The organism is Serratia myotis, assembly GCF_027474885.1.
Taxonomy (GTDB): Bacteria; Pseudomonadota; Gammaproteobacteria; order Enterobacterales; family Enterobacteriaceae; genus Serratia; species Serratia proteamaculans.
In genome coordinates this window covers 1,265,614-1,290,006 of the sequence record NZ_CP099707.1, presented here as the reverse complement: position 1 = coordinate 1,290,006, position 24,393 = coordinate 1,265,614, and the positions used below count along the sequence as shown (strand labels likewise).

General features: G+C 54.3%; 17 protein-coding genes and 6 tRNA genes. 17 read left to right on the top strand and 6 right to left on the bottom strand.

What is annotated here, in order from left to right; all coding sequences use genetic code 11:
- Positions 1-29: 29 nt before the first annotated feature.
- The 5 genes from NHG65_RS06005 to nagE all read right to left on the bottom strand — a co-directional run bounded on the left by NHG65_RS06005 (position 30) and on the right by nagE (position 9,063).
- On the bottom strand, positions 30-2,687 hold the full coding sequence (locus NHG65_RS06005; protein WP_413502961.1) for a beta-N-acetylhexosaminidase: 2,658 nt from the start codon (positions 2,685-2,687) through the stop codon (positions 30-32).
- Positions 2,688-2,701: 14 nt separating this feature from the next.
- Positions 2,702-3,028 (bottom strand): ChiQ/YbfN family lipoprotein, encoded by a 327-nt coding sequence (gene chiQ / locus NHG65_RS06000; protein ID WP_207976134.1) that lies wholly within the window; start codon positions 3,026-3,028, stop codon positions 2,702-2,704.
- Positions 3,029-3,075: 47 nt separating this feature from the next.
- Positions 3,076-4,479: a chitoporin ChiP gene (gene chiP, locus NHG65_RS05995; protein WP_499183041.1), complete on the bottom strand. Its 1,404-nt coding sequence runs from the start codon at positions 4,477-4,479 to the stop codon at positions 3,076-3,078.
- Positions 4,480-5,210: 731 nt separating this feature from the next.
- Positions 5,211-6,875 carry a glutamine--tRNA ligase gene (gene glnS / locus NHG65_RS05990; protein WP_219015588.1) on the bottom strand — a complete coding sequence of 555 codons (1,665 nt, stop codon included), beginning with the start codon at positions 6,873-6,875 and terminating at the stop codon, positions 5,211-5,213.
- A gap of 241 nt (positions 6,876-7,116) precedes the next feature.
- Entirely contained in the window at positions 7,117-9,063 is a 1,947-nt protein-coding gene (nagE, locus tag NHG65_RS05985; RefSeq protein WP_207976137.1) for a PTS N-acetyl glucosamine transporter subunit IIABC, read from the bottom strand.
- 334 nt (positions 9,064-9,397) lie between these two features.
- On the opposite strand from nagE, the gene nagB reads away from it, so the two are divergent.
- The 12 genes from nagB to NHG65_RS05925 all read left to right on the top strand — a co-directional run bounded on the left by nagB (position 9,398) and on the right by NHG65_RS05925 (position 17,957).
- Complete coding sequence (gene nagB / locus NHG65_RS05980; protein WP_012005664.1) at positions 9,398-10,198, top strand: glucosamine-6-phosphate deaminase; 801 nt, start codon at positions 9,398-9,400, stop codon at positions 10,196-10,198.
- 18 nt (positions 10,199-10,216) lie between these two features.
- Positions 10,217-11,356: an N-acetylglucosamine-6-phosphate deacetylase gene (gene nagA / locus NHG65_RS05975; RefSeq protein WP_261415487.1), complete on the top strand. Its 1,140-nt coding sequence runs from the start codon at positions 10,217-10,219 to the stop codon at positions 11,354-11,356.
- Between the two features lie 27 nt (positions 11,357-11,383).
- Positions 11,384-12,604 carry a DNA-binding transcriptional regulator NagC gene (gene nagC, locus NHG65_RS05970; protein WP_085115592.1) on the top strand — a complete coding sequence of 407 codons (1,221 nt, stop codon included), beginning with the start codon at positions 11,384-11,386 and terminating at the stop codon, positions 12,602-12,604.
- Positions 12,605-12,671: 67 nt separating this feature from the next.
- Positions 12,672-13,424, top strand: coding sequence for an HAD-IIA family hydrolase (locus NHG65_RS05965; protein WP_085115591.1), 753 nt, complete (start codon positions 12,672-12,674; stop codon positions 13,422-13,424).
- A 300-nt stretch (positions 13,425-13,724) separates the two neighbouring features.
- Positions 13,725-15,179 (top strand): chitinase ChiC, encoded by a 1,455-nt coding sequence (gene chiC, locus NHG65_RS05960; RefSeq protein ID WP_499183040.1) that lies wholly within the window; start codon positions 13,725-13,727, stop codon positions 15,177-15,179.
- 289 nt (positions 15,180-15,468) lie between these two features.
- Positions 15,469-17,133, top strand: a complete 1,665-nt coding sequence (asnB, locus tag NHG65_RS05955; protein ID WP_099065033.1) for an asparagine synthase B — start codon at positions 15,469-15,471, stop codon at positions 17,131-17,133.
- A gap of 220 nt (positions 17,134-17,353) precedes the next feature.
- A tRNA-Met gene (locus tag NHG65_RS05950) sits at positions 17,354-17,430 on the top strand.
- Positions 17,431-17,438: 8 nt separating this feature from the next.
- Positions 17,439-17,523, top strand: a tRNA-Leu gene (locus tag NHG65_RS05945).
- 29 nt (positions 17,524-17,552) lie between these two features.
- Positions 17,553-17,627 (top strand) — tRNA-Gln (locus tag NHG65_RS05940).
- Between the two features lie 47 nt (positions 17,628-17,674).
- A tRNA-Gln gene (locus NHG65_RS05935) sits at positions 17,675-17,749 on the top strand.
- A gap of 37 nt (positions 17,750-17,786) precedes the next feature.
- Positions 17,787-17,863, top strand: a tRNA-Met gene (locus NHG65_RS05930).
- A gap of 19 nt (positions 17,864-17,882) precedes the next feature.
- A tRNA-Gln gene (locus NHG65_RS05925) sits at positions 17,883-17,957 on the top strand.
- Positions 17,958-18,060: 103 nt separating this feature from the next.
- Here the strand turns inward: NHG65_RS05925 and ubiF are convergent.
- Complete coding sequence (gene ubiF / locus NHG65_RS05920; RefSeq protein WP_207976141.1) at positions 18,061-19,242, bottom strand: 3-demethoxyubiquinol 3-hydroxylase; 1,182 nt, start codon at positions 19,240-19,242, stop codon at positions 18,061-18,063.
- 107 nt (positions 19,243-19,349) lie between these two features.
- Between ubiF and NHG65_RS05915 the strand changes: the two genes are divergently transcribed.
- The 5 genes from NHG65_RS05915 (at position 19,350) to ybeY (ending at position 24,373) form a co-directional block, all read left to right on the top strand.
- Positions 19,350-20,480, top strand: a complete 1,131-nt coding sequence (locus tag NHG65_RS05915) for an RNA-guided endonuclease InsQ/TnpB family protein (protein WP_499183039.1) — start codon at positions 19,350-19,352, stop codon at positions 20,478-20,480.
- A gap of 248 nt (positions 20,481-20,728) precedes the next feature.
- Entirely contained in the window at positions 20,729-22,153 is a 1,425-nt protein-coding gene (gene miaB / locus NHG65_RS05910; RefSeq protein ID WP_499183038.1) for a tRNA (N6-isopentenyl adenosine(37)-C2)-methylthiotransferase MiaB, read from the top strand.
- A gap of 143 nt (positions 22,154-22,296) precedes the next feature.
- Complete coding sequence (locus NHG65_RS05905; protein ID WP_261432736.1) at positions 22,297-22,632, top strand: zinc ribbon domain-containing protein YjdM; 336 nt, start codon at positions 22,297-22,299, stop codon at positions 22,630-22,632.
- A gap of 215 nt (positions 22,633-22,847) precedes the next feature.
- Entirely contained in the window at positions 22,848-23,903 is a 1,056-nt protein-coding gene (locus NHG65_RS05900) for a PhoH family protein (protein WP_085115586.1), read from the top strand.
- Positions 23,900-24,373, top strand: coding sequence for an rRNA maturation RNase YbeY (ybeY, locus tag NHG65_RS05895; protein ID WP_085115585.1), 474 nt, complete (start codon positions 23,900-23,902; stop codon positions 24,371-24,373). The genes NHG65_RS05900 and ybeY overlap by 4 nt, the downstream gene beginning before the upstream one ends.
- The last annotated feature ends 20 nt before the right edge of the window (positions 24,374-24,393 follow it).

Below are 24,393 nucleotides of genomic sequence, written 5' to 3'. Positions count from 1 at the left end.
CTGCAAACAGACGGGCCGTGGCTCAGGGATTACACTTTCTCGGCGCGGCTATAGCGTTTGCCGTCTGGGCTGACCGCACGGATCAGCACCTCACCGGTGACGCCAGGCTTGGCTTTGGCATCGTAACGCTGCCATTGCTTGCCACCGTCGGTGGAATACTCAATGCCCAGACCCGGCAACGAGATATTAGCCTCCAGTTTGCCCCCCATCACGCGGGCACCCGGCACTGGCAACCGATAACTCACGCCGCCCTTGTCCAGTTTCGCCAACTCTCGCTGGCCGAGGATATTGGCAAAACGCAGCCAGTCCCGATCCAGTTTTTGGCTGTCGATAAAGTGGGTTTCGCCACCTTTATATTCCCGACCCACCTTATAATCCTGCTCCCAATCCGCCCGATGCCATGCGCGCTCAGCCACTGACAAGGAACGCGGGAAGATCATGTACTCCATTTGATCGTCAGTGCGCTGAGTTTCACTCCACATCTGGGCGGAGATACCGTAAGCACCCGGCCACGGCTTGTCGCTCTTGGCAGTAAAGTGATTGCCATCGCGATCCACCGAGGTTTCGGCATTCTGCGGCAGGTTGTTCGGGGCGAAGCTGAACATCTTCTGTTCGTCGCTGAAACGGGTGCCCCAGTAGTAACCGCGCTCGTCCGGGTTCACCTCATACGGGAAGTCCATATAGACGTAATCTGGGTTGGAGAGGATCACTTCGTAACCTTTGTTCGCCCAATCGTTGGCGCTGTCAAAACCGCCCCAATACAGCGTATCCCAGAAGTTAACCCCAACCCGTTGAGTGGCGAAGGCCTTGGCGTTTTTCGCATCTTTCAGGCCATCCTGCCAGGCCTGCATTCTGTCGATGCCATGCGCTTTCACCAGTTGACTGACTTCTACGCCAAAGTAGCTTGGCAGATGTTCCATATCGGCGACTTTGCCGTCTTTGATCATCTTTTGACAGACCTGGGATTTCGCCCATGGCTTGTCTTCTTTGCTCTGATCGATGATGCCTTTGCCTGCTTCGGGCTTGGCCTGATCGGTATAGCCGGCGCCCAAACGAATGTTTTTCGCTTCGTCACCGCCAAAGTGCCAGGTGCGCAACGGTTGCCCGGCCTCTTTGTGCATCTGGGCAATTTCGCCGATCACCTTGTCAACAAAGCGCTTGGACGAATCCAGGCATGGGTTAAGGTAGCTTTGTCGATTGAAGTACTGCACCGAGGTGGTATTGGAGGTATCGGTCGGATCCACCAGGCGGAATTCATTGGCCTGCTGCTCTTTACCGGCGGCATGCAGCTTTTTATAACGCGCCTCCATCGAGACCACGGCAGCGCGGGCATGTGCCGGCATATCGATTTCCGGGATCACTTCAATCTGGCGCGCCTGAGCGTATTTAATGATCTCGATGTAATCCTGACGCGAGAAGAACCCGCCATACACCTCTGGCCCCTGTCCGTACTGTGGCAACAGGCAGGTGGTTTCGCTCAGATCGTGGCAACGCTGGCCCCCGACTTCAGTCAGTTCAGGCAGGCCTGGAATGGCAATACGCCAACCTTCGTCGTCACTCAGATGGAAGTGGAATTTATTGAGCTTGTAAGCCGCCATTTGGTCAAGCAGGCGCAGTACCGCATCTTTATGATGGAAGTTACGCGCCACGTCGAGGAAGATGCCGCGATACTGGAAACGTGGTGCATCTTTGGCGTCGAGGGTAGCGATTTTAGCGCTGCCGTCGGTAGGTACCAGCGACAGAATGGACTGCAGGCCATAGAACACCCCGGCCTGATCGAAGCCAATCACCCGCGTTTCTTTATTGCCAATCTTCAACTCATAGGCTCCCGGCACCGCCAGCTCACCTTTGAATTTACCCGACTGAATATCGGTTTTGACAGGGTAGCCCGCCGCGTTATGGCTTACGCCCAACAGTGCGAAACGTTGGGTCGCCGCGTCCGCCGCCGGTTTGGACAACGCGCTCAGTTCCAGCGCAACGCCGTTGCTCAGATCCACATCTTGCGGATGCACTTTCACTTGCAGTGGCGTCGGTACAATCTGGCCGCGCAGCGAGGCTGCAGGCAAGGTTTTCAACTCGGCGTTTTTGGTAAAGCGGGAAGCCGGCGTCATCAGGATGTTGTTATCATCCTTGATGCGCTTCCACTGGTCGCCGGTAAAGGGCGTCACAAACTGGTTCAAATCTTCGGTATCGGTGTTGACCAGAATTTTTGGCTTGGCATCGCCCGAAGCGGCGTACCAACGGGGGACAAAGTCGGTTTTAAACAGCTGCCAATATTCGGCAATGATCGGGATTTCAACCGTTTGACCAGCCGAGAAGCCGGTAAATTTATCGGTCGGCTCCAGTTTGTACAGGTCGCCTGTCAGGTGAGCTATTTTGAACTGATCATTATCCACTCTCATGGTTTGACGGGCGCTGTGGAAGTAAATCGCCCAGTCGTGACCTTTAATCTCCTGATGATCGTTGGTCAGGCTGATCAATACCTTGTTGCAGGCTGCCCAGTCGGCACCCAATTTACCGCAATCCAGGCCGCTGTCGGCGGCCCGGTTATCAACCATTTTCAAATTCAATTTTAGCTGGCTCAGTTGATCCACCAGCGGCTGATTGGCCAACGCATTCCCCACGCTGCCAAATAATCCAACGGTTGCCGTTAATGCAGCAAGCGTACTCAATTTGAATTTGTTCATTTTTAGCATCATCCTTAATTATTGTTATCGTGGATCTCTTTCCAAATCTGGCCACACTTGGCGTCGTAGGCCTGGCCGTTACCGCTGTGAACTGCCTGAATACAGTTCTGATAATCCATCACTCGCACCGTTTCTTTCTCGGCGAACTGCTGGTGCTGCTTCTCTTGTTTCAGCACGTTCAGTACCGCCTGGCACGATTGCAATTTTTCCGGTGAACCTTCTGCGGTATTAATGCAGGCGCTGTAGGCCTGTTTCAGTTTGGCATCTTCCGGCGGTGCGGCGGGCTGCACACAGGCACTCAGCGTGACTACCGCGGCTAACATCAGCATGATTTTTTTCATCATTATTTTCCCGTTAAGTGTCCCCGGCGTTACCACCGGGGAACGCATCAGAAGATGGTGAATGGCGCGATAACCATAAACTTGACGTCTTTCTCATCCTGGAAGATGTTGCCGTAACCACCGCCCCAGCTTGGGATGTTGGTGTGGTTGTCATACTGGGTGTAGTGCAGTTTCAGCAATGTGCCTTTCGCGCGGCCTTCCTGAATGGTGTACAACGCGTCCAGGCTCCAGGCGCTCTCTTTCAGGCGCTGGCTCTGGTCATACATCGGGTTGGTGCTCGGCTTGGCGTCCCAAGCGTAAACGTAAGAACCGCCAACCGCCATGCCTGGCAGGTTCCAGTTGCTCAGGTCATACATCACCCCGGCGTAAACCGCTTTTTCGCCGTTGGCGTTGAAGTCGGAACGGTTGTCCCACCAGACGTCGAGGCGACCGTTGGAAGAGGCGTAGGTTGGGGTCATGCGTTGCAGGAAGTAGCCCTGGTTACCCTCGGCCTTGACCATGGTGCCTTCCAGACGCCAGTTGAACTGGCCGGTGGTGTAGCCAAAGGTCAGCGCCTGCAGCCAGGCCAGGCCGTCGTAAATGCTGTTGGGGTCGTTCTTGTCGCTGATGCGGTCTTCAGTGCCGTAGAACTGATAACTGGTGGTCAGTGGATTGCCTACCAGATCAAACTTGTAAGACGCCTTGGTGAAGTATTGATTCACATAGCCCTGGGCCTGGCCGAAAGCCGCTTCCAGTACCAAATCATTTTTGAAGTCATACTTGGCACCCAGAGAGTGAAGATAGGAGACGCCGGTTTTTTTGTCGTTCTGGCGGAAGTCGTCCATCTCGATATGCCATGGTGCTTTGTACTTATTGGTCCACATGTAGGAGAAGCTCAACTCACCGGCATCACCGTAGTCAAACTTGGCTCCGGCCTCTGCACCTTGATAGGTACCGGGCATAAAGCTCCAGTGTGGTGCAAGCAGGGTTTGTCCGCTTGGCTGGATATAACCGCCGCGCGCCCAGACAGGGCCATACTTGAATTTAGCCGCGGCTTTGTACAGGCTGATGCCGCCTTTATCGCCAGAATAGTCTTCATCATAGGTACGGTTTTTGGAAGAGAACGCAATTTCATTCGGGTGGCCGCTGGCGCTGGACTCGGCCAGCTCAATGGCGGTAAAGGCTCCGACGTCCACACCAAACATGTCCCAGGCATAGCCCGAAGCAAAATCCAGGCTCAGGTTGGCGGTCGAGTGCGACAGGTTGGTCGTGTATTCATTGTAATCGTCACTGGTCGGATTGAGATCTTTACGGTCACGCTCACGCTGCCAGTAATACACACCGCCGGTCATCGTGGAATCATCGATAAATCCTGCGGCTTTCGCCTCAGGGGCCATGGCAAACCCTGTTCCCAACAGCGCACCCGCGACTGCGAGCGCCAGCGTTTTACGCTGAGCACCGTGCGTACCCATAATGAAATTCCTCTTTGACTTAACTTTAAAAGTTGCAGTCGCCCGTGTTCACCACTGCCCTGCACGACCGCTAATAAAAAACCCAATCGGGTAAAAAAATATTGCTGACAGGCTCAAACCCCACAGCACTTATTGCTACAGACAGACTATTTTTCGCGACGCGAATTATCAAATGAATTATGAGAGAGATTTGTCAAAGTATGACAAAGAGCACATATCGATGAGATTATGTTACGTGGCTATGCAAAGAGGCTGTCGAATAAAAAATTCAATAAAATCAGAATAATTATTGATATAAGGTCAATCAGAGACGATTAATGGTTTCAGCTTAATCAAAAAAGTCAGTCAGAAGAAAAAATATGAGAGCGCTCTCTAAATGACATTAATTCGCATCGCGAATATATAAGGTGATGTTATATGACTGCTGATTTTTATCAAGAAATTGCTGGTACAACCGCCTGATTAAAATTTAAAAATAGATTGAGGAATTAAACGCTTTAACGGGGGGAGAAAATGGGGCTGGCAGGCATAAAAAAGCGCAACCAAAGTTGCGCTCAGACGGCTGACAAAGCCCGTTATTAGGGAGAGCGTGCCGAAGGGGTCGTAGCGGCTTGCCCGCCGGAGCGCCCCTCGGTGCGCTAGGCCCGGGTATCTCGAGTTCAAAGACAACTTTGTCATCAAACTCAACGCAACCGAAGTTGCGCTTTATCGCGTTAGCTAACGATCAGCACTCAGGCGCCAATTTTAGCCCAGGTATCACGCAGGCCCACGGTGCGGTTAAACACCAGGTGCTCAGCGGAAGAGCCACGGCTGTCAGCACAGAAATAGCCTTCACGTTCGAACTGGTAGGCTTTTTCCGGCTGTGCAACTGCCAGGCTTGGCTCCACAAAGCCGTGCTTGACCACCAGCGATTCCGGGTTGATGGTGGTGAGGAAATCCTCTGCCGCCGCTGGGTTTGGTACGCTGAACAGGCGATCGTACAGGCGGATTTCAGCCGGTAACGCGTGCTCGACAGAAACCCAGTGGATCACGCCCTTAACCTTACGGCCATCGGCAGGATCCTTGCTCAACGTTTCTGGATCGTAGCTGCAGAAGATAGTGGTGATTTCACCTTCAGCATCTTTCTCAATGCGTTCCGCCTTGATCACGTAAGCATTGCGCAGGCGAACTTCTTTGCCCAGAACCAGACGCTTGTACTGCTTGTTTGCTTCTTCACGGAAGTCGGCGCGATCGATATAAATCTCACGGCTGAACGGCACTTCGCGGCTGCCCATTTCCGGCTTGTTCGGGTGGTTAGGCATGGTCACCATTTCCACGCCGGTGGTCAGGTTTTCGATGATCACCTTCACCGGATCCAGCACGGCCATCGCACGCGGTGCGTTCTCGTTCAGATCCTCACGAATACAGGCCTCAAGCGCCATCATTTCGACGTTGTTATCCTGCTTGGTCACGCCGATACGCTGGCAGAACTCGCGGATGGATGCTGCGGTATAGCCACGGCGACGCAGACCGGAGACGGTCGGCATACGCGGGTCATCCCAGCCTTCAACGATGTTCTCGGTCACCAACTGGTTCAGCTTGCGCTTCGACATGATGGCGTACTCGAGATTCAGGCGCGAGAACTCGTACTGACGCGGATGACAAGGGATGGTGATGTTATCCAGCACCCAGTCATACAGACGGCGGTTGTCCTGGAACTCCAGCGTACACAGCGAATGGGTGATCCCTTCCAGCGCATCGGAAATGCAGTGGGTGAAATCGTACATCGGGTAGATGCACCACTTGTTGCCGGTCTGATGGTGTTCAGCGAATTTGATACGGTACAGCACCGGATCGCGCATCACGATAAAGGATGAAGCCATGTCAATTTTGGCACGCAGGCAAGCGGTACCTTCGGCGAATTCGCCGTTGCGCATTTTCTCAAACAGCGCCAGGTTCTCTTCCACGCTACGACCACGGTACGGGCTGTCTTTGCCCGGAGCCGTCAGGCTGCCGCGATATTCACGGATCTGCTCAGGCGACAGCTCGTCGACGTAGGCCAGGCCTTTGTTGATCAGCTCCACCGCATAGTTGTGCAGTTGATCGAAGTAATCTGAGGAGTAACGGACGTTGCCGCTCCACTCAAAGCCCAGCCACTCCACGTCGTGTTTGATCGACTCAACGAACTCGATGTCTTCTTTCACCGGGTTGGTGTCATCAAAACGCAGGTTACATTGCCCCTGGTAATCGCGAGCGATGCCGAAATTCAGACAGATGGATTTAGCATGGCCGATATGCAGATAGCCATTTGGCTCCGGCGGGAAACGGGTATGGACTGACGTGTGTTTCCCGGACGCCAGATCTTCATCGACGATCTGACGGATAAAATTGGTTGGGCGGGCTTCAGCCTCACTCATTTCATTATTCCTCAATGCAAAGCGCTACACATAACCGCCTATGATCCAACAAGCCACGCCCGGAAACAACCGTTTGTTTCACGAAAAATGCGCAACGTTGCACCGCAAGAGATCGCAGCACCATGAGGGGGCAAACTTTGCCCATAAAAAAGCGGGAAGAGATTACTCTCTTCCCGCCAAAGGTAGGGTGCGTTCCGTCATGACTCGTTAAACACCCCGGGTACTACTCAGGTAAAACAGTTTATTTCTGGATCTCAAACAATTTGGTCTGGCCGGCAACCACAGAACCGGTGGCCAGCGCCGTCAGACCGGCGTAATCGTCAGAGTTACTGACCACTACCGGGCTGATCATCGAGCGGGCATTGGCGTTCAGGAACTCCAGATCCAGTTCAAGGATCGGCTGGCCGGCTTTCACCTCAGCACCCTCTTCAACCAGACGCTTGAAGCCCTGACCGTTCAACGCAACGGTGTCGATCCCCATGTGCACCACAATTTCCGCGCCCTTGTCGGTTTCCAGACAGAACGCGTGGTTGGTGTTGAAGATTTTCACGATGGTGCCGTCTGCCGGTGCTACCACGATTTTGTCGGTCGGGCGGATCGCCAGACCATCACCCACCGCTTTGCTGGCAAAGGCTTCGTCAGGAACCTGTTCCAACGCCACCACTTCACCGGTGACCGGGGCCACCAGCGACTCGAAGGCGACCTTCGGCGCATTAGGCACGGCCTGCGATTTTACTGCGCTCACGCCGGCTGCCGGCGCCACTTCTGCCGCAGGAACCGGGCCGGTCGCAATCACCGCACGCATACCGTCGGCAATGGCTTCGGCTTTAGAACCCACAATCACCTGAACGGTTTGTTTGTTCAGTTTCACTACGCCGGAAGCACCCAGGCGCTTACAGCTGGCATCGAGCACTTTGGAAGAGTCTTTAACCGTCAGACGTAAACGGGTGATACAGGCATCAATGCCGGTCAGGTTGTCAGAACCGCCGATGGCACCAATATAGCTGCGAGACAGTGCGCGCAGGCCTTCATCGGTATTGCTGTTGGCTTCAGGCGCGACAACATCGTCAGACGCATCTTCACGGCCCGGCGTTTTCAGGTTGAAGGCACGAATAATGACCGAGAACAGCACGAAGTACACCGCAAAGGCGACCAGGCCCATCAGGACCAGCATCCAGACGTTCTTGCTGGCGGCCGGCAAGTTGTACATCAACACATAGTCGATGGCCCCCGCAGAGAACGAGAACCCGGCGTGAATGCCCAGCAAGGTGGCTACAAACAGGCTGATACCGGTCAAAATGGCATGGACCAGATACAGCAGCGGAGCCAGGAACATGAACAGGAATTCAAGCGGCTCGGTCACACCGGTCAGGAAAGCCGTCAGGGCAACGGACAGCAGCATACCGCCAACCATTGGGCGACGTTCTTTCGGCGCAGCGAAATACATGGCCAGTGCCGCACCCGGCAGACCAAACATCATGATCGGGAAGAAGCCGGACATGAACATCCCGGCAGTGCCGTCACCCGCGTAGAAGCGGTTGATGTCGCCGTGGAAGATGGTACCGGCAGCGTTGGTGAACTCACCAATCTGGAACCAGGCAATGGTGTTCAGCACCTGATGCAAGCCGGTTGGGATCAGCAGACGGTTAACGAAACCGAAAATACCGGAACCGATAGCGCCCATGGACACAATCCATTCACCGCCTGCATGAATAGCATTCTGCACCGGCGGCCAGATATAACCAAAGACGGCGGCCAGGATTAAACAGAAAAAGCCGGTAGCGATAGGGACAAAACGCTTACCGCCGAAGAAGGAGAGGAACTCGGGCAGTTTGATGCCGGACCAACGGTTATAGACCGCACCGCCCACCAGGCCGGTAATGATACCCGCCAACACGCCCATATTGATCGCCGGGTTAATGGTGACCATTGCTTTGGTCAGAATGAAGTAACCCACCGCGCCTGCCAATGCGGCCGAACCGGCATTGTCTTTCGACCAGGTTGCCGCCACACCGATAGCAAAGATTAACGCCAGGTTATCGAAGATTGATCCACCGGCCTGTGCGATAAACGAAATATTGAGTAAGTCAGGCTGGCCGAAGCGTAGCAAAAGCGCCGCAACGGGCAGTACTGCGATTGGCAGTTGCAACGACCTGCCCAATCTTTGGAAAAAGCCGAGTATGTTCACCTTAGTATTCCCCCTAATGCCCTTTTATGGGCTTTATCATATTTTACGCAAGCGCCATCACACACTGCGATTAACTCTGGACGAACGACAACACGTGGAGTGTAAAAAAATTATTTCGTATCGCAAATTAAAACCTCCTTTTTTGTGATTTATATCACCAAAAAGCAGTCTTAAGCTGCCACATTGCTAGCCATCACACAAAACTTATTTTATCATTAAAAAAATCATCGGACCTGACGCATCACGTGAGAATCATAAAGCTGGGTTACGCTTAAGGCTCTCGTTCAGGCTCGAACCAGTATAGCTTTAGTTTACTTACCCCAAGAGGTGTTAGATGAGACTTATCCCACTGAAAGATACTGCACAAGTCGGCAAATGGGCCGCCCGCCATATCGTCCAGCGCATCAACGCATTCAAGCCTACTGCGGAGCGTCCGTTTGTTCTCGGCCTGCCCACCGGCGGGACTCCACTGGAAGCCTACAAACATCTGATTGCGATGCACAAAGCAGGTGAAGTAAGCTTTAAGCATGTGGTGACTTTCAACATGGATGAATACGTTGGCCTGCCGCAGGAACACCCGGAAAGCTATCATACCTTCATGTACCGTAATTTCTTTGATCACGTTGATATCCCAAGTGAAAATATCAACCTGCTGAATGGTAATGCGCCGGACGTTGACGCCGAGTGCCGCCAGTACGAAGCGAAAATCAAATCCTACGGCAAGATCAACCTGTTTATGGGTGGCGTTGGCATCGACGGTCATATCGCGTTTAACGAACCGGCTTCATCTTTGGCCTCTCGGACTCGCATCAAAACCTTGACTGAAGATACCCGTATCGCCAACTCCCGCTTCTTCGGCGGTGATGTCAGCCTGGTACCCAAGTTTGCCCTGACCGTCGGTGTAGGTACGCTGCTCGACGCAGAAGAAGTGATGATTCTGGTGACCGGCCACGCCAAGGCACAGGCGCTGGAAGCCGCAGTGGAAGGCAACATCAACCACATGTGGACCATCAGTTGCCTGCAGTTGCATGCCAAGGCCGTTGTGGTGTGCGATGAGCCATCCACCATGGAACTGAAAGTCAAAACCGTTAAATATTTCCGCGAGTTAGAAGCGGAAAGCGTTAAGAGTCTTTAATTCTTGCAGGGGGCTACGATGTTCGCTTTAACCCACGGCCGTATTTATACCGGCCACGACGTACTTGACGACCATGCAGTTGTTATCGCTGATGGGCTGATTGAACGAGTCTGCCCGCTGGCTGACCTGCCGGCCGGCATTGAAACGCGCGATCTGGGTGGCGCTATCCTGGCCCCCGGTTTGATCGACGTGCAGCTTAACGGCTGTGGCGGCGTGCAATTTAACGATTCGCTGGAAGCCATTTCGGAACAGACGCTGGAGATCATGCAGCGCGCCAACGAAAAATCCGGCTGTACCAGCTATCTGCCGACGCTGATCACCAGCAGCGACGAATTTATGAAGCACAGCATCGAAGTGATGCGCGCTTATCTGAAAAAACACCCCAATCAGGCGCTTGGCCTGCATCTGGAAGGGCCGTACCTCAGCCCACTGAAGAAAGGCACCCATAACCCGGCGTTTATCCGCAAACCGACCAGCGAGATGATCGACTATCTGTGCGCCAATGCCGATGTGATCACCAAGGTCACGCTGGCGCCGGAAATGGTGGAGCCCCACTTTATCAAGCAATTGACCGAGGCCGGCATTGTGGTGTCCGCCGGGCACTCGAATGCGACTTACGATCAGGCCCGTATCGGTTTTGCCGCCGGTATCACCTTCGCCACTCACCTGTACAACGCCATGCCATATATCACCGGGCGTGAACCGGGGCTGATGGGGGCGATTTTCGACACACCTGAGGTCTATACCGGCATTATCGCCGACGGCCATCACGTGGCCTGGGCGAGTATCCGTAACGCCAAGCGCATGAAAGGTGATAAATTGGTGCTGGTCACCGACGCCACCGCGCCGGCAGGTGCCGATATCGACCAATTTATTTTTGCCGGTAAAACAATATACTATCGTGATGGGCTGTGCGTGGACGAAAACGGCACCCTGAGCGGCTCAGCGCTGACCATGATTGACGCGTTAAAAAACAGCGTTGAGCACGTCGGTATTGCGTTGGACGAAGCACTGCGCATGGCAACGCTGTATCCGGCGCGCGCTATCGGCGTGGACCACCGTTTAGGCACTATCGAAGCCGGTAAAGTGGCGAACCTGACCGCATTTACCCGTGATTTTAATATCACCAAGACGCTCGTTAACGGTAACGAGGTTTAATTTAATGAATAGCGAGTAAAATTATTGATGAGTACTGGCGGACAGGCACAGATAGGGAACGTTGACTTAGTCAAGCAACTCAACGGCGCGGCGGTTTACCGTCTGATCGACCAACAAGGGCCGATCTCGCGCATTCAAATTGCCGAACTGAGCCAGCTAGCACCCGCCAGCGTCACTAAAATTACTCGCCAGCTGTTGGAGCGCGGGTTGATCAAAGAAGTCGATCAGCAAGCCTCTACCGGCGGCCGCCGCGCCATTTCCATTGTCTCCGAAACCCGGAATTTCCACACCGTGGCCGTGCGCCTCGGTCGGCACGACGCTACCATCACCCTGTACGACATGAGCGGCAAATCGCTCGGTGAAGAACACTACCCGCTGCCGGAACGCACCCAGGAAACACTGGAAAACGCGTTGTTTATCGCCATTGCCCAATTTATCGAAAACTATCAGCGCAAGCTGCGTGAGTTGATCGCCATCTCGGTGATCCTGCCCGGTCTGGTTGACCCGGCGCTGGGTGTAGTGCGTTATATGCCCCATATCAGCGTCAACAACTGGGCGCTGGTAGACAACCTGCAGCAGCGTTTTAACGTCACCAGCTTTGTCGGCCACGATATTCGCAGCCTGGCGCTGGCAGAGCATTATTTTGGCGCCACCCGCGACTGCGAAGATTCTATTCTGGTGCGTCTGCACCGCGGCACCGGTGCCGGTATTATCGTTAACGGCCAGATTTTCCTCGGCAACAACGGCAACGTCGGTGAAATCGGTCATATTCAGATCGACCCGCTGGGCGAGCGCTGCCACTGCGGCAACTTCGGCTGCCTGGAAACCGTCGCCGCCAACGCTGCGATTGAACACCGCGTGCGCCAGTTACTGACCCAGGGCTATCCCAGCAAGCTGACCCTCGACGATTGCAGCATCGCTGCCATCTGCAAAGCCGCCAACCGCGGCGACCTGCTGGCCAGCGAAGTGATCGAACACGTTGGCCGCTACCTGGGCAAGGCGGTGGCTATCGCCATCAACCTGTTTAATCCGCAGAAAGTGGTGATCGCCGGTGAAATTACCGAGGCAGAAAAAGTACTGCTGCCGGCAATCCAAAGCTGCATCAATACCCAGGTGTTGAAAGACTTCCGCAAAAATCTGCCGGTGGTCACCTCCGAACTCAATCATCGCTCGGCGATCGGCGCTTTCGCCCTGGCCAAGCGGGCGATGCTCAACGGCGTGCTATTACAGCGATTGCTGGAAAGCTGATCCGCCGCTTCAGGCAGGTGTGCTATCTTCGCGTTTTGCCTGCCGCAAATCATGAGAAACAGCAACAATGACAATCAAAAACGTTATATGTGATATCGACGGCGTGCTGCTGCATGACAACACGCCGGTTCCCGGCGCCGATCTTTTCCTGGCACGCATTCAGGAACAGGGCATGCCGCTGGTGGTGCTGACCAACTATCCGTCGCAGACTGCGCAGGATCTGGCGAACCGCTTCTCCGCTGCCGGGCTCGAAGTGCCGGAAAGCGCGTTTTATACCTCTGCCATGGCCACCGCCGATTTCCTGCGCCGTCAGGAAGGTAAAAAAGCCTATGTGGTCGGCGAAGGTGCACTGATTCACGAGCTGTATAAAGCCGGTTTCACCATTACCGATATCAACCCGGACTTCGTGATTGTCGGCGAAACCCGCTCCTACAACTGGGACATGATGCACAAGGCCGCCTACTTCGTGAACAACGGCGCGCGCTTTATTGCCACCAACCCGGATACCCACGGCCATGGTTTTGTCCCGGCCTGTGGCGCGCTGTGTGCCCCGATCGAAAAGATCACCGGCCGCAAGCCGTTTTACGTGGGCAAGCCAAGCCCATGGATCATCCGCGCTGCGCTGAACAAAATGCAGGGGCACTCAGAAGAAACGGTGATCGTCGGTGATAACCTGCGCACTGATATCCTGGCGGGCTTCCAGGCCGGTCTGGAGACCGTATTGGTACTGTCTGGTGTCTCAACGCTGAACGATGTAGAAACCATGCCGTTCCGCCCGAGCTATATCTTCCCTTCGGTTGCCGATATCAATATTTTCTAATGCCTGCGGTGGCCATCACGGCCACCCTTATACCCGTCATACTTGAAGCTGCATTTTTGTTGGCTGGGTTTATGCGCCCCAGTCACATAGTTATCTATGCTCCTGTGGACTTACAAACTTACCGCCTCAATGCAACTCCAATTATTTAGGGTATATTCCCCAAGTTGAATTTAATTTATTATTGGTCAATAAAGGTTTCACCCCAGCCTCGTTAAAAACCCGCACTATATATTTACGCCCCGCCAATAATAAACCTTGGCGGTCAGTGGAAATAATCTTACCTACCCTAACGAGGTTACCATGAGCACCAATAATATTATCAATGCACAAGCAGCAGATGACGCCGCCATCATGCCGGACATGACCAATAAAAAAATCATGATGGGTTTTTGGCACAACTGGGCCGCCGGTGCCAGTGACGGTTATCAGCAAGGGCAATTCGCCAATATGAACCTGACCGACATCCCGGCCGAATATAACGTGGTGGCAGTGGCGTTTATGAAAGGCGACGGTATTCCCACCTTCAAACCTTACAACCTGTCCGATACCGAGTTCCGCCGCCAGGTCGGCGTGCTGAACAGTCAGGGCCGTGCCGTGCTTATTTCACTGGGTGGTGCAGACGCACATATCGAATTGAAAACCGGCGACGAAGACAAACTGGCTAATGAGATTATCCGCCTGGTGGAAACCTACGGTTTCGACGGGTTGGATATCGATCTGGAGCAGGCGGCCATCGGCGCAGCCAATAATAAAACCGTTTTGCCGGCCGCACTGAAAAAAGTAAAAGCGCATTATGCCGCCGAAGGTAAAAATTTCATTGTCAGCATGGCGCCAGAATTCCCTTATTTACGCACCAACGGTACTTACCTGGATTATATTACCTCGCTCGAAGGCTATTACGATTTTATCGCGCCGCAATATTATAACCAGGGCGGTGACGGCATCTGGGTTGATGAAGCCAATGGCGGTAAAGGCGCCTGGATCACCCAGAATAACGACGCCATGAAAGAAGACTTCCTGTATTACCTGACCGAAAGCCTGGTCACCGGCACCCGTGGTTATACCAAAATCCCGGCGGCCAAATTTGTTATTGGTCTGCCAACCAACAATGACGCTGCCGCCACCGGTTATGTGGTCGATAAAATGGCGGTCTATAACGCCTTTGCTCGTCTCGATGCCAAGGGTCTGTCGATCAAAGGCCTGATGACCTGGTCAGTTAACTGGGACAACGGCAAAAGCAAAGCTGGCGTAGCTTATAACTGGGAGTTCAAAACGCGTTACGCCGCGCTGATCCAGGGGGGTGTAACACCACCGCCGGGAAAGCCTGATGCGCCGACGGCATTGAACGCCACCGCGATCGCCTCAACGTCGTTGACGTTAAACTGGGCGGCCGCCAGCAGCGTCAAACCTGTTAGCCAATATACGGTTTACCGTAACGGCAGCGCGATCGGCCAGACCGGCGGCCTGTCGCTACAAGACAGCGGCCTGGCACCGGCGACTCAGTACAGTTACTTTGTCACGGCCACCGACAACCAGGGCAATACCTCGCTGCCGAGCAGTGCGCTGGCGGTGAAAACGGCTGACGGCGGTACACCACCCGATCCGGGCCCAAGCGAGTGGCAGAACAACCACAGCTATAAAGCCGGTGATGTGGTGACCTATAAAGGCAAGAAATACACCTGCCTTCAGGCCCACACCTCTAACGCGGGCTGGACGCCAGATGCAGCCTTTACCCTGTGGCAGTTGACCGCCTAATAGTCTGCAATGAGTTGCCGGTAAAATTCTCCGGCAACTCATCCATTCGTCAAAAAATTACATATCCGTCAATTTAAACCGCCATTAACTGAATATCCGCTAATATTCGACCGACCCCAAACAACTATTTTTCAGCGCAGCGCTAAAACGCTTGCATCCCCTGCCGCTTTTGACGCATTTTCATAAACACAACGCAGCAAAACCGCGCCATCGCTGATGAGCCGGCCACGCTGCCTATAACAGCAAAAACAACATCACAGTCTAAAAAAGTCGTTAGGAGAGTCGGTATATGTGTTCTATTTTCGGTGTGCTCGATCTGAAGTCTGATCCCGTTGAACTGCGTAAGAAAGCGCTGGAGCTGTCCCGTCTGATGCGCCACCGCGGCCCGGATTGGTCCGGTGTTTACGCCAGCGATAAAGCCATTCTGGTGCATGAGCGCCTGTCGATTGTCGACGTCAACAATGGTGCCCAACCGCTGTACAACGCTGCGCACACCCACGTCCTGGCGGTTAACGGTGAAATTTACAACCACCAGGCGCTGCGCCAGCAGCTGAGCGATCGCTATGAGTTCCAGACCGGTTCCGACTGTGAAGTGATCCTGGCGCTGTATCAGGAAAAAGGCACCGACTTCCTCGACGATCTGCAGGGCATGTTTGCCTTCGCTCTGTACGACTCAGAGAAAGACGCCTACCTGATTGGCCGCGACCATCTGGGTATTATCCCGCTGTACATGGGCCATGATGAATTCGGCAACCTGTATGTCGCTTCTGAAATGAAAGCGCTGGTGCCGGTTTGTCGCACCATTAAAGAATTCCCGGCGGGCAGCTACCTGTGGAGCCAGGACGGTGAGATCCGCGAATACTACCAGCGTGACTGGTTCGATTACGACGTGGTTAAAGACAACGTGACCGACGCCAACGCCCTGCGCAACGCGCTGGAAGACTCGGTAAAAAGCCACCTGATGTCCGACGTGCCTTACGGCGTGCTGCTGTCTGGTGGCCTGGACTCTTCAGTGATCTCCGCCATTACCAAAAAATACGCCGCGCGCCGTGTAGAAGATCAAGAGCGTAGCGAAGCCTGGTGGCCACAATTGCACTCCTTCGCCGTCGGCCTGGAAGGTTCACCGGATCTGCGTGCCGCTCAGGAAGTGGCTAACCACCTGGGCACCGTGCACCATGAAATTCATTTCACCGTGCAGGAAGGCCTGGACGCCATTCGTGACGTGATTTATCACATCGAAACCTATGACGTGACTACCATTCGCGCCTCTACCCCGATGTACCTGATGTCACGCAAGATCAAGGCAATGGGCATCAAGATGGTGTTGTCTGGTGAAGGGGCCGACGAAGTGTTCGGCGGTTACCTGTACTTCCATAAGGCACCGGATGCCCGTGAGTTCCACGACGAAACCGTGCGTAAACTGCTGGCGCTGCATATGTTTGACTGTGCGCGTGCCAACAAGGCGATGTCCGCCTGGGGTGTGGAAGCCCGCGTGCCGTTCCTGGATAAAAAATTCCTCGACGTGGCAATGCGCATCAACCCGAAAGACAAAATGTGCGGCAATGGCAAAATGGAAAAACATATCCTGCGTGAATGTTTTGAGTCCTACCTGCCGGCCAGCGTGGCCTGGCGCCAGAAAGAGCAGTTCTCTGACGGTGTTGGCTACAGCTGGATCGACACGCTGAAAGAAGTCGCTGCCAAGCAGATCAGCGATCAACAGCTCGAAACTGCACGTTTCCGTTTCCCGTACAACACGCCGAGCTCCAAAGAAGGCTACCTGTATCGCGAAATCTTCGAAGAGCTGTTCCCGCTGCCAAGCGCGGCTGAATGCGTGCCTGGTGGCCCGTCAGTGGCCTGCTCTTCAGCGAAAGCCATCGAATGGGATGAGTCATTCAAAAAGATGGACGATCCTTCTGGTCGTGCAGTCGGCGTTCACCAGTCCGCCTACAAATAAGCGTCCTGCGTTTTATTCCCTGGGCGGGCCTTCGGGCCCGCCTTTTTGTTGATGTTTTCAACCATTAATTGTCTGAATTGATGATTTTATCGCCATAATGTTCACAACCCAGACAAACAACACATCCGGTCGCTTTTTCGGGAAAAAACTTGTTGACGCAAAACGGCCATATACGCATAATGCGCCCCGCAACGCCGATGAAGGTTGCGCGAAAAAAGATGGCTACGTAGCTCAGCTGGTTAGAGCACATCACTCATAATGATGGGGTCACAGGTTCAAATCCCGTCGTAGCCACCATCTTTTTTGCGGGAGTGGCGAAATTGGTAGACGCACTAGATTTAGGTTCTAGCGCCGCAAGGTGTGCGAGTTCAAGTCTCGCCTCCCGCACCATTTCTTTTCATCGAGTTGCAGGCATCAGATGGGGTATCGCCAAGCGGTAAGGCACTGGTTTTTGATACCAGCACTCCCTGGTTCGAATCCAGGTACCCCAGCCATTTTCTAAATGGTTTGATGCAGTAAGAAGAAGTTGAAAATTTGTTGATGGGGTATCGCCAAGCGGTAAGGCACTGGTTTTTGATACCAGCATTCCCTGGTTCGAATCCAGGTACCCCAGCCATCAACACTGTTGACTTTTAAAGTAAAATATCGAAAATGGCTACGTAGCTCAGCTGGTTAGAGCACATCACTCATAATGATGGGGTCACAGGTTCAAATCCCGTCGTAGCCACCATATTTTACTGTTTTACAATTGGGGTGTCGCCAAGCGGTAAGGCTCTGGTTTCTGATACCAGCATACCCAGGTTCGAATCCTGGCACCCCAGCCACATTTAGAAAAGCCCGCTTCGGCGGGCTTTTTGCTGTCTGGCGTTCAGGTAAAATACGGGGTGATGAAGGCGCCGTCCCCGACGCCCTATCCCGAATCCGCCGCTACAAGCCCAGTGCGTATTTCAGCGCATGTTCCTTCAGCTTGCCCGCCCGCTGGGCCGCCATCAACGCAATATTGCGTGCCACGCTTAACGGCGCCAAATTATTGCTGAAGGCGGTATAAAACAGATCCATACCGCTTTGCATCAGCAGGTTATCGGTACGGCGGCGACGCTGATAACGCATCAACACCGCTTCAGTGCTCCAGTCCTCGCCCTGTTCCCGCGCCTCACTCAATACCGCCAGCAAGGCTTCCACATCACGATAGCCCAGGTTCACCCCCTGCCCGGCCAACGGATTAATGGTATGCGCCGCGTCACCGAGCAACACCAGCCCCGGCAACACATAGCGTTGTGCATGACGGCGTGCCAGCGGGAAAGAACCGGCGGCGTGCACTTTCACCGCCCCCAGACGTGCAGGAAACGCCTCCGCGATTTCCCGCTCAAGCTGTGCCGGCGGCATCGCCTGTAACTGACGGATACGCTGCGGGCTGTCATACCACACCAGTGAAGCCCATTGATCGTACAGCGGCAGGAAAGCGCGTGGCCCGGAAGGGAAGAACTGCTGCCAGGTCACATCCTGCTGCGGCGCACCGGTTTCGACGGTGATCAGCATGCAGGACTGGCGGTACTGCCAACCGCTGGTGCCGATGGCCGCCAGATTACGCACCTGCGAGTTGGCACCGTCAGCCCCAACCACCAGACGCGCCTGTAGCGTCTCAGAAGAGTCCAGTGTCACTTGCCAATGGTCATCATTACGTTGCAGCGAACGCAGCCTGGCGGGGCAGCAGAGCGTCAGATTGTCGCACTGCTCCAGTTGCTGCCACAGCGCCAGTTGCAGAATACGGTTTTCCACCATAAAACCCAGTTCCGGCAGGCCGAGCGAAGCGGCGTCAAACGCCACCCGTGCCGATGCCCACTCCCAGGTTTCCAACCGGCGGTAGGGTGCGGTGCGCATCGCTTGCACCGCCGACCAGGCGCCGAGCTGTTTGAGCAACCCGACCGAGGTGCAGCCAATCGCGGAAATACGCAAGTCCGGCGGGCTTTGCGCATCGAACGCCTGTGGTGCCTGATGTTCCAGCAAGGCCACCGACCAACCGGCCTGCGCCAGCCCCAACGCAGCGGCCGCGCCAACCATGCCGCCACCTACCACCACCGCGTCATACCGTTTTTGAGAAGTGTTCATCAGAGTGCCTCCGGGAAACCTCGGCCTTCAGGCCAGGGAGGAAAGGAGGCGGTTTTCGAGCTAACTTCTTTTTGTCTTTTCACGATGGCTCCTGTAATTTTGTACATATGAAACGCGCATACAAATACCGATTCTATCCAACAGCCGATCAGGTTGAGCTTTTGGCTCAAACGTTCGGCTGTGTGCGTTTTGTCTATAATTCAATCCTTCGCTGGCGTACTGATGCTTACTATGAGCGCCAGGAGAAGATCGGCTATCTGCAAGCTAATGCGCGGTTAACCACGCTTAAAAAAGAGCCTGAATGCGCATGGCTCAATGACGTTTCCTGTGTCCCCTTGCAACAATCGCTACGCCACCAACAGATGGCCTTTTCTCACTTTTTTGCAGGTCGGGCTAAATATCCAGCATTCAAAAGCAAACGCCACAAACAGGTCGCTGAATTGACCGCCAGCGCGTTTAAATATCGTGATGGCAAGCTGCATATGGCTAAGAGCAAAGCCCCATTGGACGTGCGCTGGAGCCGTGAACTCCCATCCGTGCCGTCAACCGTCACTATTTCCAAAGATGCAGCCGGACGATATTTCGTTTCCTGTCTGTGCGAGTTTGAACCTGTATCACTGCCCATTTCCGCTAAAACCGTGGGCATTGATGTGGGCTTAAAGGATTTGTTCGTTACTGACACTGGATTTAAACAAGGCAATCCCCGCCATACCGCTAAATACGCGGCTCGCCTGGCGCGACTTCAGCACCGTTTAAGCAAAAAAGCGAAAGGTTCGAAAAACCGCGCTAAAGCCCGCTTGAAGGTGACCCGACTCCACGCGAAAATTGCCGATTGCCGCAGGGATAACTTGCACAAGTTGTCCCGCAAACTGATTAACGATAACCAAGTTGTTTGCGTTGAATCCCTGAAAGTGAAGAACATGATCCGCAACCCTAAGCTGTCGAAAGCGATAGCCGATGCAAGCTGGGGCGAGTTTGTGCGCCAGCTCGCATACAAGGCTGAATGGGGCGGGCGTTCACTGGTCGCCATTGCCCCGTTTTTCCCGTCCTCAAAGCGTTGTAGTTGTTGCGGCTTCACGATGAAAAAATTGCCTCTTGATGTTCGTAAATGGAATTGTCCGGAATGCCAGACAAGCCATGACCGTGACATTAATGCGGCACGGAATATAAAAGCTGCCGGGCTGGCAGCGTTAGCCCACGGAGAGCCTGTAAATCCTGAATCGCATCAAGCGGCTTAGGTTCAACTCAGTGAAGTGGGAATCCACGCCCTTTAGGGCGGGGAGCAGTCAAATTGGCTATTTTTTCTTGGTTAATTATCGCCATCCCCACCGGCATGGCGTTTGGCATCAGTGTAACGGATTTTTAATTTGGCTTCAGGTCGCATGCCATTTTCCCCGCGCTGGTCACAACGGCGTCAAATGTTTACAATAGCGCCCTGCATGTCGCGTATCGCAACTTTCGCTCCGCACTGAGTAATGGCAAGTCAATGACCAAAAAACTACATATCAAAACCTGGGGCTGCCAGATGAATGAATATGATTCATCAAAAATGGCGGACTTACTGGGAAGCACGCACGGTTACCAATGGACCGACAACGCTGAAGAAGCCGACGTGCTGCTGCTGAATACCTGCTCGATCCGCGAGAAAGCGCAGGAAAAGGTTTTCGCCATGTTAGGGCGCTGGAAACTGCTGAAAGAAAAGAACCCGGCGTTGATTATCGGCGTGGGGGGCTGTGTGGCCTCGCAAGAAGGCGAACACATTCGCAGCCGTGCGCCCTGCGTCGACGTGGTGTTTGGGCCGCAAACCCTGCATCGCCTGCCGGAAATGCTCAACCACGTGCAGGGCACCCGCAGCCCAATCGTCGACATCAGCTTCCCTGAGATCGAAAAGTTCGACCGCCTGCCGGAACCCCGCGCTGAAGGCCCAACCGCCTTTGTCTCCATTATGGAAGGCTGCAACAAATACTGTACCTTCTGCGTGGTGCCTTACACTCGCGGTGAAGAAGTGAGCCGTCCAAGCGATGACGTGCTGTTCGAAGTCGCCCAACTGGCGGCGCAAGGCGTGCGTGAAGTCAACCTGCTTGGCCAGAACGTTAATGCCTATCGCGGTGCTACCTACGACGGCGACATCTGTTCATTTGCCGAACTGTTGCGCCTGGTGGCAGCCATCGACGGGATCGACCGTATCCGTTACACCACCAGTCATCCGATTGAATTCACCGACGATATCATCGCGGTGTATGAAGACACTCCGGAGTTGGTCAGTTTCCTGCATCTGCCGGTCCAGAGCGGCTCAGACCGCATACTGACCATGATGAAGCGCGCGCACACCGCACTGGAATACAAAGCGATCATTCGCAAACTGCGCAAGGCGCGGCCGGACATCCAGCTCAGCTCTGATTTTATTATCGGCTTCCCAGGGGAAACCCAGGCCGACTTCGAACAGACCATGAACCTGATTGCCGAGATTAACTTCGACACCAGCTTCAGCTTTATCTACTCGTCGCGCCCTGGCACCCCGGCGGCCGATATGGTGGACGACGTCAGCGAAGACGAAAAGAAACAGCGCCTGTATATCCTGCAGGATCGCATCAACCAGCAGGTGCTGCAGTTCAGTCGCAGGATGCTCGGCACCGTACAGCGCATTCTGGTGGAAGGCACCTCACGTAAAAGCGTGATGGAGCTGGCAGGCCGTACCGCCTGCAACCGCATGGTCAACTTTGAAGGCACGCCGGATATGATCGGCCAGTTCGTTGATGTGGAAATCACCGAAATCTTGACCAATTCACTGCGTGGCGCAGTGATGCGTACCGAACAGCAGATGGACCTGCGCGTACATGAATCCCCGCAGTCGGTGATCGCCCGTACCCGCAAAGAGAATGCGCTGGGTGTCGGCATTTACCAACCCTGACGCTGTTTCCGCCTGGCGCTAAACGTGGCGGCCGCGCTTCCCGCCGCCACGATAACGGTTATCCTTATTATTTCTCTGTCGGGCCATACGCCCGGCAATTTTTCTTTTTTTTATTTTTTTGATGATTAAAGAGGCGACATAGCATGCAACTCCCACACTGCCCGAAGTGCAATTCCGAATACACCTATCAGGACAACAACCTGTTTATCTGCCCTGAGTGCGCCCATGAGTGGAGCGACAGCGCCCCGGTAGAAGACAACGATGCCCTGATTGTCAAAGATGCCAACGGCAACCTGCTGGCCGACGGCGACGCCGTGACCGTAGTGAAAGATCTGAAGGTCAAAGGCAGCTCTTCGATGCTGAAAATTGGCACCAAGGTGAAGAATATCCGTCTGGTGGAAGGCGACCACAACATCGACTGCAAGATCGATGGCTTTGGCCAAATGAAGCTGAAATCCGAGTTCGTGAAAAAGAACTGATCCCCGGCCCCTATTATCAAGTCAGTACGCGGCTGTTTTGGCCGCGTTTTTCCTCTGCCGCCCCTTGAATTACACCGTCGGCGCACAGATAGATCATGGGTAAACTTGCGCCCGTGCTTCGCACCATGAATAATTCAAGGTAGAGAACCTCAGGGCTTGCCCTGAATGCGCGTACCGAAAATCAACCAGGCCCGATATGAGCCTTGAGGAATAGTTTGAACGTCGCAACACAAGAAATTTTGTTAGAGCCGGCAGACAATCAGCGATTGCTCAGCCTGTGCGGCCCGTTTGATGACAATATCAAACAACTCGAACGCCGGTTGGGCATTGAGATCAACCGTCGTGACAATCGTTTTAAGCTGGTTGGCAAGAACCTGTGCGTGGTAGCCGCCGCCGATATTTTGCGCCACCTGTATGTGGACACTTCCCCCATTCGCGGCGTGATCCCGGATATCGATCCAGAACAGATCCATCTGGCGATCAAAGAAAGCCGGGTGCTGGAACAGGTTGCCGACAGCGTGCCGGATTACGGCAAAGCGGTCACCATCAAAACCAAACGCGGCATGGTGAAACCACGGACGCCAAACCAGGCGCAGTACATCGCCCATATTCTCGACCATGACATTACCTTCGGTATTGGCCCGGCCGGTACCGGCAAGACCTACCTGGCGGTTGCCGCTGCGGTAGACGCGCTGGAACGCCAGGACGTACGCCGCATTATGCTGACCCGCCCAGCAGTCGAAGCCGGTGAAAAACTGGGCTTCCTGCCGGGGGATCTGAGCCAAAAGGTCGATCCTTACCTGCGCCCGCTGTACGACGCCCTGTTTGAAATGCTGGGCTTCGAGCGCGTAGAGAAGTTGATTGAACGTAACGTGATTGAAGTTGCGCCGCTGGCCTATATGCGCGGTCGCACCCTGAACGACGCGTTTATCATCCTAGATGAGAGCCAGAACACCACCATCGAACAGATGAAGATGTTCCTGACGCGCATCGGCTTTAACTCAAAGGCGGTGATTACCGGTGACGTGACGCAGATAGACCTGCCGCGCAACCAAAAATCCGGCCTGCGTCACGCGATAGAAGTGCTGTCGGACGTCGAAGAACTGAGCTTCAACTTCTTCCATAGTGAAGACGTGGTGCGTCATCCGGTGGTCGCCCGCGTGGTAATCGCCTATGAAGCCTGGGAAGCCGCCGAACAAAAGCGCAAAGATGCGATTGCAGAACAACGTCAACGTGAGGCGACCCTCGCCTCCGAGCAGGAGACACGATGAGTCAGGTGATTTTGGATCTGCAGCTGGCCTGTGCAGACAACAGCGGCTTGCCGGACGAAGCCACCTTCCAACACTGGCTGGAAGGGGTACTGCCGCAGTTTCAGGAAGAGGCCGAGGTGACCATTCGCCTGGTCGACGAAGCCGAAAGCAACGAACTGAACCTGACCTATCGTGGTATGGACAAACCGACCAACGTGCTGTCATTCCCCTTCGAAGCCCCTCCGGGCATCGAGCTGCCGCTGCTGGGTGATTTGATCATCTGTCGGCAGGTGGTTGAGCGGGAAGCCGTTGAGCAAGACAAGGCGCTGGAGGCCCACTGGGCGCATATGGTTGTTCACGGCAGCCTTCATCTGCTAGGGTATGACCACATCGAAGACGATGAAGCCGAAGAAATGGAGTCTTTGGAAACCGAAATCATGCACGGACTGGGTTACCCGGACCCGTACCTGGCGGAAAAAGACCCCCTCTGACGTCAGTTGATTTCCCCACA